Source organism: Streptomyces sp. NPDC002640 (genome assembly GCF_053592575.1).
This window is the reverse complement of record NZ_JBSFVZ010000004.1, coordinates 111,780-128,245: the sequence shown is the minus strand read 5'-3', so window position 1 is coordinate 128,245 and position 16,466 is coordinate 111,780. Positions and strand designations below refer to the sequence as shown.

General features: G+C 73.8%; 12 protein-coding genes. 10 read left to right on the top strand and 2 right to left on the bottom strand.

All coding sequences use genetic code 11. The annotated features are described in order from the left end of the window. The first annotated feature begins 49 nt into the window (after nt 1-49). Complete coding sequence (gene mutM, locus ACWD3O_RS07195) at nt 50-907, top strand: bifunctional DNA-formamidopyrimidine glycosylase/DNA-(apurinic or apyrimidinic site) lyase (protein ID WP_451415111.1); 858 nt, start codon at nt 50-52, stop codon at nt 905-907. Nucleotides 908-937: 30 nt separating this feature from the next. Beyond that, on the top strand, nt 938-1,363 hold the full coding sequence (locus tag ACWD3O_RS07190) for a hypothetical protein (RefSeq protein ID WP_451415110.1): 426 nt from the start codon (nt 938-940) through the stop codon (nt 1,361-1,363). Nucleotides 1,364-1,383: 20 nt separating this feature from the next. Here ACWD3O_RS07190 and ACWD3O_RS07185 read toward each other — a convergent pair whose 3' ends face one another. After that, nucleotides 1,384-2,589, bottom strand: a complete 1,206-nt coding sequence (locus ACWD3O_RS07185; protein WP_451415109.1) for a CAP domain-containing protein — start codon at nt 2,587-2,589, stop codon at nt 1,384-1,386. Between the two features lie 142 nt (nt 2,590-2,731). On the opposite strand from ACWD3O_RS07185, the gene ACWD3O_RS07180 reads away from it, so the two are divergent. From ACWD3O_RS07180 to ftsY, 4 genes are all read left to right on the top strand, one after another. Beyond that, a complete protein-coding gene (locus ACWD3O_RS07180) occupies nt 2,732-3,013 on the top strand; it encodes an acylphosphatase (RefSeq protein ID WP_451415108.1) in 282 nt (93 codons plus the stop codon). A gap of 408 nt (nt 3,014-3,421) precedes the next feature. Next, entirely contained in the window at nt 3,422-3,634 is a 213-nt protein-coding gene (locus ACWD3O_RS07175; protein ID WP_451415107.1) for a hypothetical protein, read from the top strand. Nucleotides 3,635-3,949: 315 nt separating this feature from the next. After that, the gene (smc, locus tag ACWD3O_RS07170) at nt 3,950-7,501 is read left to right on the top strand and encodes a chromosome segregation protein SMC (protein WP_451415106.1); all 3,552 of its coding nucleotides are present in this window, start codon (nt 3,950-3,952) and stop codon (nt 7,499-7,501) included. 182 nt (nt 7,502-7,683) lie between these two features. Beyond that, a complete protein-coding gene (ftsY, locus tag ACWD3O_RS07165) occupies nt 7,684-8,892 on the top strand; it encodes a signal recognition particle-docking protein FtsY (RefSeq protein ID WP_451412085.1) in 1,209 nt (402 codons plus the stop codon). A 150-nt stretch (nt 8,893-9,042) separates the two neighbouring features. Here ftsY and ACWD3O_RS07160 read toward each other — a convergent pair whose 3' ends face one another. Continuing rightward, nucleotides 9,043-9,765 (bottom strand): bifunctional DNA primase/polymerase, encoded by a 723-nt coding sequence (locus tag ACWD3O_RS07160; RefSeq protein WP_451415105.1) that lies wholly within the window; start codon nt 9,763-9,765, stop codon nt 9,043-9,045. A 580-nt stretch (nt 9,766-10,345) separates the two neighbouring features. Here ACWD3O_RS07160 and nsdA point away from each other — a divergent pair. The 4 genes from nsdA to ACWD3O_RS07140 all read left to right on the top strand — a co-directional run bounded on the left by nsdA (nt 10,346) and on the right by ACWD3O_RS07140 (nt 16,306). Beyond that, entirely contained in the window at nt 10,346-11,845 is a 1,500-nt protein-coding gene (nsdA, locus tag ACWD3O_RS07155) for a transcriptional repressor NsdA (protein WP_451415104.1), read from the top strand. Nucleotides 11,846-12,120: 275 nt separating this feature from the next. Further along, nucleotides 12,121-13,449, top strand: a complete 1,329-nt coding sequence (locus tag ACWD3O_RS07150) for an ammonium transporter (RefSeq protein WP_451415103.1) — start codon at nt 12,121-12,123, stop codon at nt 13,447-13,449. Then, entirely contained in the window at nt 13,446-13,784 is a 339-nt protein-coding gene (locus tag ACWD3O_RS07145; protein ID WP_356136152.1) for a P-II family nitrogen regulator, read from the top strand. Before ACWD3O_RS07150 ends, ACWD3O_RS07145 begins: the two co-directional genes overlap by 4 nt. A 38-nt stretch (nt 13,785-13,822) precedes the next feature. Continuing rightward, nucleotides 13,823-16,306, top strand: coding sequence for a [protein-PII] uridylyltransferase (locus ACWD3O_RS07140; RefSeq protein WP_451415102.1), 2,484 nt, complete (start codon nt 13,823-13,825; stop codon nt 16,304-16,306). The last annotated feature ends 160 nt before the right edge of the window (nt 16,307-16,466 follow it).

The window sequence follows — 16,466 nt, the reverse complement described above, 5'->3', positions numbered from 1 at the left end:
ACCGGGGGCGGGCGTTCGCCCACGCCCAGCCCACGGGGGAGACCGAGCCATGCCCGAACTGCCCGAGGTCGAGGTCGTCCGGCGCGGCCTGGAACGATGGGTCGCCCACCGCACCGTCGACGCCGTCGAGGTCCTGCACCCGCGCGCGGTACGGCGCCACCTCGCGGGCGGCGAGGACTTCGCCCGCCGCCTGGCCGGCCACCGCGTCGGCGTGCCCAGCCGTCGCGGCAAGTACATGTGGCTGCCGCTGGAGGACGTGGACCAGGCCGTCCTCGCCCACCTCGGCATGAGCGGCCAGCTGCTGGTCCAGCCGCACGACGCCCCGGACGAGAAGCACCTGCGCATCCGGATCCGCTTCGACGACGGACTCGGCACCGAGCTCCGCTTCGTCGACCAGCGCACCTTCGGCGGGCTCTCGCTGCACCCGACCGACACCGAGGGCCTGCCCGACGTCATCTCCCACATCGCGCGCGACCCGCTGGACCCCCTCTTCGACGACGAGGCCTTCCACCAGGCGCTGCGCCGCCGTCGCACCACCGTCAAGCGGGCGCTGCTGGACCAGTCGCTGATCAGCGGGGTCGGCAACATCTACGCCGACGAGGCGCTGTGGCGCGCCCGCGTGCACTACGAGCGCCCCACGGCCGGTTTCACCCGCCCGCGCACGGCGGAGCTGCTGGGCCACGTCCGTGACGTGATGTCCGCGGCCCTTCAGGTGGGCGGCACCAGCTTCGACAGCCTGTACGTCAACGTGAACGGCGAGTCCGGCTACTTCGACCGCTCCCTGGACGCCTACGGCCGCGAGGGCCTGCCCTGCCGCCGCTGCGGCACGCCCATGCGGCGACGCCCGTGGATGAACAGGTCCAGCTACTTCTGCCCCCGCTGCCAGAGGCCGCCCCGGGCCCGGTGACCGTCGGACGGCACGCAGAGGGGGACGCGGATGATCACGCAAGGCGCGACGGTCACCGGGCGGTGCGAGGCATGTGGATCCACCACGACCTGCGACGTCGGTCAGTTCTTCCACGACGGCAGGCTGCGGTGGGGCACCGAAGGGCGGTGTGCCGACTGCCCGAACGCGTGGTGCGAACAGGACACCGGCCCCGTCACGCCCGAGAGCGTCCGGCAGGTCCTGCTGCGGGTGCACGGCCCGGCGCGGCTGCGCCTCTCCGGCGAGGTGCCGCACCTGGTCCCCGTGCTGCGGGCCCTCCGGGAAGCGCTGGACCTGCCCCTGGGCGCGGCGCGGACGCAGGCGGCGCGACTCGCCCAGGACGGTCTCGTCGGCACGCTCGTCGAGATGGAGGTGCTGGCGCTGTTCCTCCGCCGCCGTGGCGTCGGGGCGACCGTCGAGCCGGAGCGACCCGCGTGACGACCGGTCGACCGGCTGTCTCAGTAGCCGAAGTCCTGGGTCCACCAAGGGCCGCCGGAGGCGAAGTGGACGCCCACGCCGAGGGTCTTGAAGTCGCAGTTCAGGATGTTGGCCCGGTGGCCGTCGCTCTGCATCCAGGCGTCCATGACGGCCGCGGCGTCGGCCTGGCCCCGCGCTATGTTCTCGCCGCCGAGGTTGCTCACGCCGGCGGCGGCCGCGCGGTCCCAGGGGGTCGCGCCGCTGGGGTCCGTGTGGTCGAAGAAGTCCTGCTCGGCCATGGCGCTGCTGAAGTCGTCGGCCAGCTCGGTGAGGCCGCTGTCGGCCTTGACCGGGCTGCACCCGGCGGCGGCGCGTTCCTGGTTCACCAGCTGGAGGACCTGGGCGCGGGCGGCGTCCTCCTGGGAGAGGTCGGCACCGCCGCCGGACGCGGGCTTCTCCGGGGCGGGCGCCTTGGTGGAGGGGGCCGGCTCGTCCGGGGTGGCGGTCTTCTGCGGGGTGCGCGTGGGGGAGGGCTCGGCCTTCTTCCTGTCCTTCTCCGGGGCCGAGGGGGACGCGGACCGCGAGGGCTTCGCGGACTCCGTACCGGGGGTGCCCGAGGAGGCCCCGGGGTCGACCCGGCCGCCGGAGCCGCCCTGCTGGGTCTCGGCGTTGCCGGGGCCGTCGACCGCGCGGACCGAGCCGTCGCCGCCGAGCCGATAGGTGTCCAGGCCCGGCACCAGGCCGGTCGCGGCGGCCACCACACCGATGGCCAGGGCCGCGGAGACGCCGAGCAGTCCGTTGCGCACCGGGCGGTGCTGACGCCTCGCCCCGGGGGCACGGCCCGTGGAAACCTCGCGCCGCACGGGCAGCGCGGCGGTGGGGGCGTCCTGGCGGACGGGGCCTTGGTGGACGGGGCTCGGGTGGACGGGACCCTGCTGCCGCTCCTCCGTTCCGAACAGGTAGGCGTCGCTACGCGCGTAGGCGCCGTCACCGTACGTGTCGCCGAAGTCGCTGCCGGAGCCGGAGTCGGAGCCGTAGCCGATGCCGGAGTCATGGCCGTAGCCGGATCCGTAAGGGCTGTTGGAGCCGTAGGGGTACGAGCCGTAGGCGTCGTGCGTCGTCCGGTACTGCTCGTGCCCCGCGTCGTGCCCGGCCTCGGGGCCGGTGGCTCCCGGGGTGGCGCCGTTGGCGCGGGGGGTGCCGCCCTTGCCCTTGCGGCCGGCGGCGGAGCGTCGGTGGCGTCCCATTCCTCTGCTGGCCCTTCTCGGTGCTGCGGTCCTCGCGACTCACCCGAACGGGTGAGTTTTGCTGGGTCGAGGGGGGACGCTACCGCATTGCCGCAGAGGGTGTGGGAGTCCGGTGAGACTTTTGCTCGGTTAGCGTGCACACATGAACGACGATGCACGACTGGTGGCCTGGGTCCGCGGAAACGTACAGCGCGTGGGATTCCGGTGGTTCACGCGAGCGAAGGCTCTGGAGCTCGGCGGCCTGCGTGGTTTTGCTCTCAATCTCCAGGACGGTCGCGTGCAGGTCGTCGCCGAGGGTCCGCGCGAGCACTGCCGCCGGTTGCTGGAGTGGCTGGAGGGAGAGGACACGCCGGGTCGCGTGGACGGCGTGACCGAGATTTGGGACACACCTCGCGGCGGCTACACCGGCTTCGAGATCCGCTGAAAGCCGTCTCCCGCACGGGCCGGAAGACCGCCCTCCGGGCCCCGGCCGAGCGCGCCGCCGAGGAAAAGTCCAGGTGACCGGCGCAACGGGCTTGTCATGGCCGTCGCCACACGACAGGATGACCCGCACGCCCCCGGGCCCCGCAGGAGACGCCGCGCGAAGACATCCGCGCCGAGCGCCGCGAGGACACCGTCGATACGGGGCGTGATCGTGTTGACCGTCAAACTTTTTGGTGAGACTCTGAAAGCCCCGCGCACCCTAGCTGTTTGGCATGTGGAAACAGCGGCACGAAGTCACCGGTCTGCGACCGCGGTGTCTCTGGAACCGCAGTGTCGGGCACTACGGGTGCAATTCCCTCACGACCCACCACCGCATCGGTCGGTCACTCAGTGTGGAGGACCATCCATCATGGCAAAGGCGCTTCTCGGTTACGTCGGCGGCTCCGACCCGCGACTCCTCGCCGAGATGCGACGGCTCCAGCAGCGCGTCCAGGACCTGGAATCCGAGCTCGTCAGGATCCAGGCCGAGAAGGACGCGCTGGCGGCTGCCGCTTCTCGCGACAGGATCATGCAGACCATGGAGAGCATCGACGCACACCCGGCGGAGCCCGCGCTCACCTGATCCGGCACGTCCGCGGGCCGGAGCCGAGCCCGCACCTCGCCGGTGCCTCAAGGGACGCCCTCGGCGTCCCTTTCGCCTTTCCCACTCCCGCCCTTCGCCCGGCCCCGCCACCTCGTCGGCGTGGTCGCCGCCGTCCTGTCACCCGTCCGTCGTACGGGCGGCCCCTGCCGGAGCCCCTCCGACGCCGGAGCCGTGCGCATGCGGCCCCCGCCGTCGATCCCGTGAGTCTGATCTGCCCGCCGCCCCGCCGCGTGAAACCGGATCGGGGCGTCGGCTCATGGAGTGGACGGGGACCGGCCGGTAAAGTCCACCGGCGTGCACCTCAAGGCCCTGACCCTCCGCGGCTTCAAGTCGTTCGCATCCGCGACCACCCTCCGGTTCGAACCGGGGATCACCTGTGTCGTCGGACCGAACGGCTCGGGCAAGTCCAACGTGGTGGACGCGCTGACCTGGGTCATGGGCGAGCACAGCGCGAAGTCGCTGCGCGGCGGCAAGATGGAGGACGTCATCTTCGCCGGGACCACCGGCCGCCCCCCACTGGGCCGCGCCGAGGTCTCCCTCACCATCGACAACTCCGACGGCGCCCTCCCCATCGAGTACGCCGAGGTCACCATCACGCGGATCATGTTCCGCAACGGCGGCAGCGAGTACCAGATCAACGGCGACACCTGCCGCCTGCTGGACATCCAGGAACTCCTCTCCGACTCCGGCATCGGCCGCGAGATGCACGTCATCGTCGGCCAGGGCCAGCTCGACTCGGTACTGCACGCCGACCCCATGGGCCGCCGCGCCTTCATCGAGGAGGCGGCCGGCGTCCTCAAACACCGCAAGCGCAAGGAGAAGGCGCTGCGCAAACTGGACGCCATGCAGGCCAACCTGGCCCGCGTCCAGGACCTCACCGACGAGCTCCGCCGCCAGCTCAAGCCGCTCGGCCGCCAGGCCGCCGTCGCCCGCCGCGCCGCCGTCATCCAGGCCGACCTGCGCGACGCCCGGCTCCGGCTGCTCGCCGACGACCTGGTGAAACTGCGCCGGGCGCTCCAGGCCGAGGTGGCCGACGAGGCCGCCCTCAAGGAACGCAAGGAGGCGACCGAGGAGGAACTGCGCAAGGCGCTGCGCCGCGAGGCGCTGCTGGAGGACGAGGTCCGCCGCCTCACCCCGCGCCTCCAGCGGGCCCAGCAGACCTGGTACGAGCTCTCCCAGCTCGCCGAACGCGTCCGCGGCACCGTCTCGCTCGCCGACGCACGGGTGAAGAGCGCCACCGCGGCGCCCGTGGAGGAACGCCGGGGCCGCGACCCGGAGGAGATGGAACGCGAGGCCGCCCGCGTCAGGGAGCAGGAGGCCGAACTCGAGGCCGCCCTGGAGGCCGCCGAGCGGGCCCTGGAGGACACCGTCGCCCACCGCGAGGAACTCGAACGCTCCCTCGCCGCCGAGGAACGCCGCCTCAAGGACGTCGCCCGGGCCATCGCCGACCGCCGGGAGGGCCTGGCCCGGCTCAGCGGCCAGGTGGGCGCCGCCCGCTCCCGGGCCGCCGCCGCCCAGGCCGAGATCGACCGCCTCACCGCCTCCCGCGACGAGGCCCGCGCCCGCGCCGTCACCGCCCAGGAGGAGTACGAGGCCCTCAAGGCCGAGGTCGACGGCCTCGACGCCGAGGACACCGAACTCGCCGGACAGCACGACGAGGCCAAGGCTGCCCTCGCCGACGCCGACGCCGCCCTGACCGCCGCACGCGAGGCCCTCACCGCCGCCGAACGCGAACGCGCGGCCACCCGCGCCCGGCACGACGCCCTCGCCCTGGGCCTGCGCCGCAAGGACGGCACCGGCGCCCTGCTCGAAGCGCGCGACACCCTCACCGGTCTCCTCGGCCCCGCCGCCGAACTCCTCCGCGTCACCCCCGGTCACGAGGCCGCCCTCGCCGCGGCCTTCGGCGCGGCCGCCGACGCGGTCGCCGCCGCCTCGCCCGCGGCGGCGGCCGACGCGCTGCGCCTGCTGCGCAAACAGGACGCCGGCCGGGCCTCGCTGATCCTCGCCGGAGCGGACGGAACCCCCGACGAGGCCCGCCACGAGCACTGGCCGCACGCCGGCGACCTCGTCGACGGCCCCGACGACCTGCTGCCCGCCGTCCGGCGCCTGCTGCGCGGCGTGGTGGTGGTGGGCACCCTCGAGGACGCCGAGGACGTGGTCCGCGCCCGCCCCGACCTCACCGCCGTCACCGCCGAGGGCGACCTCCTCGCCGCCCACCACGCCCACGGCGGCTCGGCCGCCGCCCCCAGCCTGCTGGAGGTGCAGGCCTCCGTCGACGAGGCCGCCGCCGCGCTCCAGGACCTCGAGTTCCGCTGCACGGAGCTCACCGAAGCGCAGCGGCTGGCCGCCGGGCGCCGCACCGCCCGCGCCGCCCAGGTCGAGGAACTGGGAGAACGCCGCCGGGCCGCCGACCGCGAGAAGTCCGGGGTCTCCCAGCAGCTCGGCCGCCTGTCCGGCCAGGCCCGCGGGGCCGCCGGGGAGGCCGAACGCGCCGAGGCCGCCACCGCCCGCGCCCAGGAGGCGCTGGAGAAGGCGCTCACCGACGTGGAGGAACTGGCGGAACGGCTGGCCGTCGCCGAGGAACTGCCGGCCGAGGAGGAGCCGGACACCTCGGTGCGCGACCGGCTCGCCGCCGACGGCGCCAACGCCCGGCAGACCGAGATGGAGGCAAGGCTCCAGCTGCGCACCCACGAGGAACGGGTCAAGGCGCTGGCCGGCCGCGCCGACTCCCTCGACCGTGCCGCCCGCGCCGAACGTGAGGCCCGCGCCCGCGCCGAACGCCGCAAGGCCCGGATGCGCCACGAGGCCGCCGTCGCCGGAGCCGTGGCGGCCGGCACGCGGCAGCTCCTCGCCCACGTCGAGGTGTCCCTGCGGCGCGCGGACCGCGAGCGCGGGGCCGCCGAGGCCGCCAAGGCCCGCCAGGAGCGGGAGCTCGCCGCCGCCCGCACCGCGGGACGGGACCTCAAGGCCGAGCTGGACAAGCTCACCGACTCCGTCCACCGGGGCGAGGTGCTGGGCGCGGAGAAGCGGCTGCGGATCGAGCAGCTGGAGACCAAGGCCCTGGAGGAACTCGGCGTCGAGCCGGAGGCCCTGGTCGCCGAGTACGGGCCGGACCAGCCCGTCCCGCCGTCGCCGCCCGCCGAGGGCGAGGAGCTGCCGGAGGACCCGGAGCATCCGCGCAACTCGCCGCGGCCGTTCGTCCGCGGCGAGCAGGAGAAGCGGCTGCGGGCCGCGGAACGCGCCTACCAGCAGCTCGGCAAGGTCAACCCGCTCGCCCTGGAGGAGTTCGCCGCCCTGGAGGAACGCCACCAGTTCCTCAGCGAGCAGCTCGAGGACCTCAAGAAGACCCGCGCCGACCTGCTCCAGGTTGTCAAGGAGGTCGACGAGCGGGTCGAGCAGGTGTTCACGGAGGCATACCGGGACACCGCCCGCGAGTTCGAGGGAGTCTTCGGCCGCCTCTTCCCCGGCGGCGAGGGACGCCTGATCCTCACCGACCCGGACAACATGCTGACCACCGGCGTGGAGGTCGAGGCCCGGCCCCCCGGCAAGAAGGTCAAGCGGCTGAGCCTGCTCTCCGGCGGGGAGCGGTCGCTGACGGCCGTCGCGCTGCTGGTGTCCATCTTCAAAGCCCGTCCCAGCCCGTTCTACGTGATGGACGAGGTCGAGGCCGCGCTGGACGACACCAACCTGCAGCGGCTGATCCGCATCATGCAGGAACTGCAGGAGTCCTCCCAGCTGATCGTCATCACGCACCAGAAGCGGACGATGGAGGTCGCCGACGCGCTGTACGGCGTCTCCATGCAGGGCGACGGCGTCTCGAAGGTCATCAGCCAGCGCCTGCGGTGAGACCGGCGGCCACCCCGTGCGCGCACCGCGGGCGGCCGCGATGAGACCGGCGGCCACCCCCTGGCGGGCACCGCGCGGCGGCCGCGCCGGCCGGGGCGACCGGGGCGGACGCCCCGCGCGCGGAACCCACCGGGGCGCGGACCGGGGCACGGCGCGCCCCATGGCCGATACTGGGACGCGTTATGGACACCGTCATCCTTGCCGTAGTCATCGCGGTGGTGGCCCTCGTCGCCCTTGCCGGCCTCGTCGTCGGAGGTCGCCGCAAGAAGTCGCTGCCCCCGCCGCCACCGTCCGCGCCCGACATCACCGCCCCGCCCGCCGAACCCACGGTCGGCGAGGAGGCCGAGACCCCACGGGACGAGGAACGCCGCACGATCGAGGAGGTCGACCTCCCCGCATCGCCCACCGGCGCCACCCTGGTCGAAGAAGTCCCGGTGGAGCCCGCCGCCCCGGCGATCGAGGTCCCCGAGCCCACCGCCGGCCGCCTGGTCCGGCTGCGCGCCCGCCTCTCCCGCTCGCAGAACGCGCTGGGCAAGGGCCTGCTGACCCTGCTCTCCCGCGAGCACCTCGACGAGGACACCTGGGAGGAGATCGAGGACACCCTCCTCACCGCCGACGTCGGCGTGCAGCCCACCCAGGAGCTCGTGGAGCGCCTGCGCGAGCGGGTCCGCGTGCTCGGCACCCGCACCCCCGCGGAGCTGCGCGTCCTGCTCCGCGAGGAGCTGGTGCAGATCCTCGACCCCGCCTTCGACCGTTCCGTCAGGACGGACGCGAAGGAGGGGACCCCGGGCGTCGTCATGGTCGTCGGTGTCAACGGCACCGGCAAGACCACCACCACCGGCAAACTGGCCCGCGTCCTCATCGCCGACGGCAAGACCGTGGTGCTGGGCGCCGCGGACACCTTCCGCGCCGCCGCCGCCGACCAGCTGCAGACCTGGGGCGAGCGGGTCGGCGCCCACACGGTGCGCGGGCCGGAGGGGGGCGACCCCGCCTCCGTCGCCTTCGACTCCGTCAAGGAGGGCATCACGATCGGCTCCGACGTCGTGCTGATCGACACCGCCGGCCGGCTGCACACCAAGACCGGCCTGATGGACGAGCTGGGCAAGGTCAAGCGGGTCGTCGAGAAGCAGGCGCCGCTGGACGAGGTGCTGCTGGTCCTGGACGCCACCACCGGCCAGAACGGCCTGGTGCAGGCCCGGGTGTTCGCCGAGGTCGTGAACATCACCGGCATCGTGCTCACCAAGCTGGACGGCACCGCCAAGGGCGGCATCGTGATCGCCGTCCAGCGGGAACTGGGCGTGCCGGTCAAGCTGATCGGCCTCGGCGAGGGCGCCGACGACCTCGCGCCCTTCGAGCCGCAGGCGTTCGTGGACGCCCTCATCGGCGACTGACCCCGCCGCGCGACGGCCCCGTTGCGCGACGCCCCCGCACGGCAGACGCCCGCCCCCCGGAAGGCCCGGGACGGCGGGCGTCTGCCGTTTTCCCTGCCGCTGCCGCTGCCGCTGCGGTGCGAGCGCCGCGGCGGGGTTCCGCGGGTGGGGTCAGGTGCGGGGGGAGCGGTGGGCCGCGTAGGCGAGGGTGCCGAGGAGCAGGCGTGCGGCCGGGAGGCCGGCGGCGGAGTCGAGGGCCGGCTGCCGCAGCCACCGCACCGGGCCCCGTCCGCCACGGTCCGACGGCGGCGCCGTCACGTACGCGCCCGCGCCCAGGGCGCGCAGCCCGGCCGGACGGCGCGCCGCCCGGGCCTCCTCCTCGCCCGACGGCCCCCGGTCGTCCAGCCCCATCCGGTACAGCAGCGAGGGGAGTTCGGCGGCGGCCCCGGGGGCGACGAAGAACTGGGCGCGGCGCTCGGGGGTGACCGTCACCGGCCCCACCGGCAGACCCATGCGCTCCAGCCGCACCACGGCCAGCCGCCCGGCCGTCTCCGGCACCTCCAGCACGTCGAACGCCCGGCCCAGGGGCAGCATCACGGCGGCGCCGGGATGGTCGGACCAGGCGCGGGTCACGTCGTCGAGGGTGGACCCGGCGGAGATCTCCGGGGCGTACGCCAGCGGATGGGCGCCGGGTTCCGGGCAGTCGGCCCGGCCGCACGAGCAGTCCCGGCCGCCGGGCGCCACGCGCGCACCCGGCACCACGTCCCAGCCCCAGAGGCCGGTGAACTCGGCGACCGCGGTGCACTCCGAGGAGCGGCCCCGTCGGCGCACGCCGACGCGCGCTCCGGACCGTGCGCCGGAACGCTCCCGCATACCGCCGATCGTGAAGCCCATGCCCTCTCCAACGGGTCCGCCGCGTGGCTGGTTACGTGCCGGGGGTTCGTCGTGACGCTGAGTTGCGAATACCCGCCCTCTCGTCCCGACTCGCCCGGTTCGCACCGCGCGTGGTGGTGCGTGAGGTGGTGCGAGCGGCCCTTCGCGCCCCCTCGATGCATCGAGCTCCAATCCGGCCCTCCGGACAGGTTTCCGACGCTCCCGGTCAAGTGAATCGCGGTCAGCGGCACCAGAGTTCATCCGAAGGGGTGGCGAAAGGTGGCGTTTCCCGAACCAGCGTGGCTGGAGCGGTGATCGTGAGGCTACGTTGAGTATGCAAGGCTTGTGGCACATGCCCGATCGGACTTGCCAGAAGCACCTCTTGGCCCGGCCCGCCAAGGATTCTTCCGACCGCGGCCCGGTCACGGAGAGTGACAGGTGGGCTTCCGGTGAAAGGTGCGACGGCGGATACCGACCCGGAACCCGGGGATTCCGCCGAACCGAAGGACGGTCCGGCTGCATTCTGATAGGGCTGTTCGCAGACACGACCGGGCCCGTGCAGGGACCCGAAAGGTCTTCAGGGATGGATGGGGGCGTTCCAGTGAGCGGCAACGGTGACGGCGGGACGAACGCCGAGAAGCGCCCTAACGAGCTGCTCAACTCGTGGTTCGTGCGCAGCGGTTGGTCCAAGGGCGAGCTCGCCCGGCAGGTGAACCGCCGGGCCCGCCAGCTCGGCGCCAACCACGTCTCCACCGACACCTCCCGGGTCCGCCGCTGGCTGGACGGCGAGAACCCGCGCGAGCCCATCCCCCGGATCCTCTCCGAGCTGTTCTCCGAGCGCTTCGGCTGCGTCGTGGCCGTCGAGGACCTCGGCCTGCGCACGGCCCACCAGGCGCCCTCGGCGGCCGGCGTCGACCTGCCGTGGACCGGGCCGCAGACGGTGGCGCTGCTGGGCGAGTTCTCCCGCAGCGACCTCATGCTGGCCCGCCGGGGCTTCCTCGGCACCTCGCTCGGGCTCGCCGCCGGCCCTTCGCTGATCGAGCCCATGCAGCGCTGGCTGGTGCCCTCCCCGTCGTCGCCGCTGGACGCGCCGTCGCCGTCGTCCGCCTCCTCCGTGTCCACCGGTCCCTCCGGCGGCCGCCGCGGCGGGCTCTCCGGGCCGGAGCTCGACCAGCTGGCCACCACCATCGAGATGTTCCGCCAGTGGGACGCCCAGTGCGGCGGCGGCCTGCGCCGCAAGGCGGTCGTCGGCCAGCTTCACGAGGTCACCGACCTGCTCCAGGAGAGCCACCCGGAGCCGACCGCGCGGCGCCTCTTCGGCTTCGCCGCCGAGCTCGCCGAGCTCGCCGGGTGGATGAGCTACGACGTGGGGCTCCAGCCCACCGCGCAGAAGTACTTCGTCCTGGCGCTGCACGCGGCCAAGGAGGCCGGGGACAAGCCGCTCGGCTCGTACATCCTCTCCTCCATGAGCCGGCAGATGATCCACCTCGGCCGGCCCGACGACGCGCTGGAGCTCATCCACCTCGCCCAGTACGGCAGCCGGGACTGCGCGAGCCCGCGCACCCAGGCCATGCTGTATGCGATGGAGGGGCGCGCCTACGCGAACATGGGCCAGCCCGGCAAGTGCAAGCGCGCGGTCCGGATGGCCGAGGACACCTTCGCCGACGCCGACGACTGGGACGAGCCGGACCCGGACTGGATCGGCTTCTTCACCGAGGCCGAGCTGCACGGCGAGAACTCCCACTCCTTCCGCGACCTCGCCTACGTCGCCGGCCGCAGCCCCATCTACGCGTCGATGGCCGAGCCGCTGATGAAGAAGGCCGTCGAGCTCTTCGCCCAGGACGCCGAGCACCAGCGCTCCTACGCGCTCAACCTGGTCGGCATGGCGACGGTGCACCTCCTCCAGAGCGAGCCGGAGCAGAGCACGGTGATGCTGGGCCAGGCCATGAAGGTGGCCAAGAAGGTCCGTTCCGAGCGCGTCAACACCCGTATCCGCAAGACGGTCGACATCGCCGCGCGGGACTACAAGGAACTCCCCGCCGTCCGGGACATCACCCGGCTCCTGGCGGAGGAGCTTCCGGAGGCCGCAGAAGCGGTCTGACCGGCGCACACAGTCCCCGGCCGCGGCCGGCCCTCCCGAACTGCCCGACTCGGCTCCCCCCGCCAGGTCGTCGGAAGGCCGCCGCGGCCGGTATTCGTGTGCCGTCCACCAGTTCATGGACGTGTAACACACCGGGCGTCTTCGTCACTGGGGCGAAACAACCAGGGGTCATGGCCGAAACGGCGCTGCGTCAACCTCGTGGCGAAAGCAGGCCCACCACCTCCCCATCCGCCCAGGTGGCCCGCACGGGCCGCGACCCCGACGAGGAGACGCCGATGGCACCAGCCATCACCTTTGCGGCCGACGAGATCTCGTCCGCCGACACAGGCTTCATGCTCATCTGTTCCGCCCTGGTGATGCTCATGACCCCGGGGCTGGCCTTCTTCTACGGAGGCATGGTCCGCGTCAAGAGCGCCCTCAACATGCTGATGATGTCCTTCATCAGCCTCGGCATCGTCACCGTGCTGTGGGTGCTCTACGGCTTCTCCCTCGCCTTCGGCACCGACACCGGCAGCCTCATCGGCTGGGACTCCGACTACGTCGGCCTCAGCGGCATCGACAAGGTCGAGGTCTGGGACGGCTACACCATCCCGACCCTGGTCTTCGCCGTCTTCCAGCTGATGTTCGCCATCCTCACCCCCGCGCTGATCAGCGGCGCCCTCGCCGACCGGGTGAAGTTCACCGCCTGGGCCCTCTTCGTCGTCCTGTGGGTGAGCATCGTCTACTTCCCGGTCGCCCACTGGGTGTGGGGCGCCGGCGGCTGGGCGTTCGAGCTCGGCGTGATCGACTTCGCGGGCGGCACCGCCGTCCACATCAACGCGGGCGCCGCGGCACTGGGCGTGATCCTGGTCATCGGCAAGCGCGTGGGCTTCAAGAAGGACCCGATGCGGCCGCACAGCATGCCGCTGGTCATGCTCGGCGCCGGTCTCCTGTGGTTCGGCTGGTTCGGCTTCAACGCCGGCTCCTGGCTCGGCAACAGCGACGGCGTCGGCGCGCTGATGTTCGTCAACACGCAGGTCGCCACCGGCGCCGCCGTGCTCGCCTGGCTGATCTACGAGAAGATCCGCCACGGCGCCTTCACCACCCTGGGCGCAGCCTCCGGCGCGGTCGCCGGTCTGGTCGCCATCACCCCGGCGGGCGGCGCGGTCTCCCCGCTCGGCGCCATCGCGATAGGCGTCATCGCGGGTCTGCTCTGCGCCATGGCGGTCGGCCTGAAGTACAAGCTGAACTACGACGACTCCCTCGACGTCGTCGGCGTCCACCTGGTCGGCGGTATCGTCGGCTCGCTGCTGATCGGCTTCTTCGCCACCGGCGAGGGCCAGTCCGACGTGGCCGGCCTCTTCTACGGCGGCGGCCTGGACCAGCTCTGGAAGCAGGCGGCCGGTGTCTTCGGTGTCCTCGCCTACTCGCTCGTCGTCTCCGCGGTCCTCGCCCTGATCGTCCACAAGACCGTGGGCATGCGGGTCGACGAGGACGAGGAGATCTCCGGCATCGACCAGGCCGAGCACGCCGAGACCGCCTACGACTTCAGCGGCGTCGGCGGCAGCAGCTCCGCCAAGCCCACCGTCCCCGCCCGCGCCGAGAGCAACAAGGTTGACGCATGAAGCTGATCACCGCGGTCGTCAAGCCGCACAAGCTCGACGAGATCAAGGAAGCCCTCCAGGCCTTCGGAGTGCACGGCCTGACCGTCACCGAGGCCAGCGGCTACGGCCGGCAGCGCGGCCACACCGAGGTCTACCGGGGCGCCGAGTACACCGTCGACCTGGTCCCCAAGATCCGCATAGAGGTCCTGGTGGACGACGCGGACGCCGACGAGCTCGTCGAGGTCGTGGTCAGCGCGGCCCGCACCGGCAAGATCGGGGACGGCAAGGTGTGGGCGGTGCCCGTCGACACCGCCGTCCGGGTCCGCACCGGTGAGCGCGGGCCGGACGCCCTGTAGCGCGCCGAAACAGCAGGCAGAGGAACAGGAGTCGCCGGGTGACGAGCACGGACACGCGTGAAGAGACCGAGAACTCGGGACCCGGCGGCTACGCGGCGGCCCGGCTGGGTCTCCTCCAGGAGGAGACCCGGTCCGGGCCGTCGCGCCGCAAGGCGCTCGCCGGCCTCACCGACCGGTGGCTGGCCGGCCTGTTCGCCGCCGCCGCGCCCGCCGCCCGCGGCATCGCCCTGGTCGCCGTCGGCGGCTACGGCCGCGGGGAACTCTCCCCCCGCAGCGACCTCGACCTGCTCCTCCTCCACGACGGCTCCGACCCGTCCGCCGTCGCCGCCGTCGCCGACCGGCTCTGGTACCCGGTCTGGGACCTCGGCATCGCCCTCGACCACTCGGTCCGCACCCCGGCCGAGGCACGCGCGACCGCCGCCGACGACCTCAAGGTCCAGCTCGGCCTCCTCGACGCCCGCCACCTGGCCGGCGACCTCACCCTCACCACCGGCCTGCGCACCACCGTCCTCGCCGACTGGCGCAACCAGGCCCCCCGGCGCCTCCCGGAACTCCGCGAGCTCTGCGCTGAGCGGGCCGCACGCTCCGGCGAGCTCCGGTTCCTCCTGGAGCCCGACCTCAAGGAGGCCCACGGAGGCCTCCGCGACGCCACCGCGCTGCGCGCCGTCGCCGCCTCCTGGCTGGCCGACGCCCCCCGCGAGGGCCTCGACGCCGCCCGCCGCACCCTCCTCGACGTCCGCGACGCCCTCCACCTGACCACCGGGCGCGCCACCGACCGACTCTCCCTCCAGGAGCAGGACCAGGTCGCCGAACGCCTCGGACTCCTCGACGCCGACATCCTGCTGCGCCAGGTCTACGAGGCCGCCCGCGTCATCTCCTACGCCGGCGACGTCACCTGGCGCGAGGTCGGCCGGGTGCTGCGGGCCCGCTCCACCCGCCCCAGGCTCCGCGCCCTCCTGGGCGGCGGCCGGCCCGCACCCGAGCGCAGCCCGCTCGCCGAGGGCGTGGTGGAACAGGACGGCGAGGTCGGCCTCGCCCGTGCCGCCCGCCCCGACCGCGACCCCGTCCTGCCGCTGCGCGCCGCCGCTGCCGCCGCCGAGGCGGGGCTGCCGCTGTCCCGGCACGCGGTGCGCCGGCTCGCCGCCGACACCGCGCCCATGCCGGTGCCCTGGCCCGCCGAGGCCCGCGAACAGCTCGTCACCCTGCTCGGCTCCGGACCCGCCACCGTGGGCGTCTGGGACGCGCTGGAGGCCGAGGGGCTCGTCACCCGGCTGCTGCCCGACTGGGAACGCGTCCGCTGCCGGCCGCAGCGCAACGCCGTCCACGTCTGGACCGTCGACCGCCACCTCATCGAGACCGCGGTCCGCGCCTCCCGGAACATCCGCCGCGTCGGCCGGCCCGACCTGCTGCTGGTCGCCGCGCTCCTCCACGACCTCGGCAAGGGCTGGCCCGGCGACCACTCGGTGGCGGGGGAGACCATCGTGCGGGACGTCGCCGCACGGATCGGGTTCGACCGGCAGGACGTCGCCGTGCTGGCCACCCTGGTCCGGCACCACCTGCTGCTCGTCGAGACCGCCACCCGGCGCGACCTCGACGACCCGGCCACCATCCAGCTCGTCGCCGACGCCGTCGGCTCGCAGAACACGCTGGAGCTGCTGCACGCCCTTACTGAGGCCGACGCGCTGGCCACCGGGCCTGCCGCCTGGTCGTCCTGGCGGGCCTCCCTCGTCGCCGACCTGGTCGCGCGGGTCGCCGCGGTGCTGGCCGGCGGCACCCCGGCCGAGCCGGAGGACGCCGCACCCACCACCGAGCAGGAACGGCTCGCGGTCGAGGCGGTCGTCACGGACGGCCCCGTGCTGACCCTGCGGGCCCAGGCCGAGACCGGCGGGACCGGCGAGGACGGCGCGGGGCCCGACGCCGCCGCGGAAGACGCGGAGCAGCCGGAACCGCTGGGGGTCGAGCTGCGGATCGCGGTGCCGGACCGCGGCGGGGTGCTGCCCGCGGTGGCCGGGGTGCTCGCCCTGCACCGGCTGACCGTGCGCACCGCGGAACTGCGGACGCTGGAACTGCCGGACGTCGCGGCGGGGGCGTCCGTGCTGCTGCTCGACTGGCGGGTGGCCGCCGAGTACGGCTCGCTGCCGCAGGCCGCCCGGCTCCGGGCCGACCTGGTGCGGGCGCTGGACGGCTCGCTGGACATCGCGGCGCGGCTCGCCGAGCGGGACGCGGCGTACCCGCGCCGCCGCGGGGCCGTGCCGGCGCCGCCACGGGTGACGGTCGCGGCCGCGGCGTCCCGGCACGCGACGGTGATCGAGGTCCGGGCGCACGACGCGCCGGGACTGCTGCACCGGATCGGGCGGGCCCTGGAGGAGGCGGAGGTGCGGGTGAGGAGCGCGCACGTCAGCACGCTCGGCGCCAACGTCGTCGACAGCTTCTACGTCACCGACACCAAGGGCGCCCCCCTCGCGCCCGCGACCGCCACCACCGTGGCCCGCCACCTCGAAGCGGCCCTGCGCACCGCCTGAGCCCGGCGCGCGGGAACCCGCACGACGACCGCGCCCGGGCGGGAGACACCCGGCAGGGCACGGTAAGGGACCCGCAGGGTCCGGTACGGGACCGGCAGGGACCGGTACGGGTTCGGGGCGGATACCCTGGACACCACATTCATCCGCCCCCGACACCGAG

Bases quoted from the DNA above. Each gene is read 5' to 3' on its own strand.
- mutM (WP_451415111.1), top strand. From the start codon at position 50: ATGCCCGAACTGCCCGAGGTCGAGGTCGTCCGGCGCGGCCTGGAACGA.
- ACWD3O_RS07190 (WP_451415110.1), top strand. From the start codon at position 938: ATGATCACGCAAGGCGCGACGGTCACCGGGCGGTGCGAGGCATGTGGA.
- ACWD3O_RS07185 (WP_451415109.1), bottom strand. From the start codon at position 2,589: ATGGGACGCCACCGACGCTCCGCCGCCGGCCGCAAGGGCAAGGGCGGC.
- ACWD3O_RS07180 (WP_451415108.1), top strand. From the start codon at position 2,732: ATGAACGACGATGCACGACTGGTGGCCTGGGTCCGCGGAAACGTACAG.
- ACWD3O_RS07175 (WP_451415107.1), top strand. From the start codon at position 3,422: ATGGCAAAGGCGCTTCTCGGTTACGTCGGCGGCTCCGACCCGCGACTC.
- ftsY (WP_451412085.1), top strand. From the start codon at position 7,684: ATGGACACCGTCATCCTTGCCGTAGTCATCGCGGTGGTGGCCCTCGTC.
- ACWD3O_RS07160 (WP_451415105.1), bottom strand. From the start codon at position 9,765: ATGGGCTTCACGATCGGCGGTATGCGGGAGCGTTCCGGCGCACGGTCC.
- ACWD3O_RS07150 (WP_451415103.1), top strand. From the start codon at position 12,121: ATGGCACCAGCCATCACCTTTGCGGCCGACGAGATCTCGTCCGCCGAC.
- ACWD3O_RS07145 (WP_356136152.1), top strand. From the start codon at position 13,446: ATGAAGCTGATCACCGCGGTCGTCAAGCCGCACAAGCTCGACGAGATC.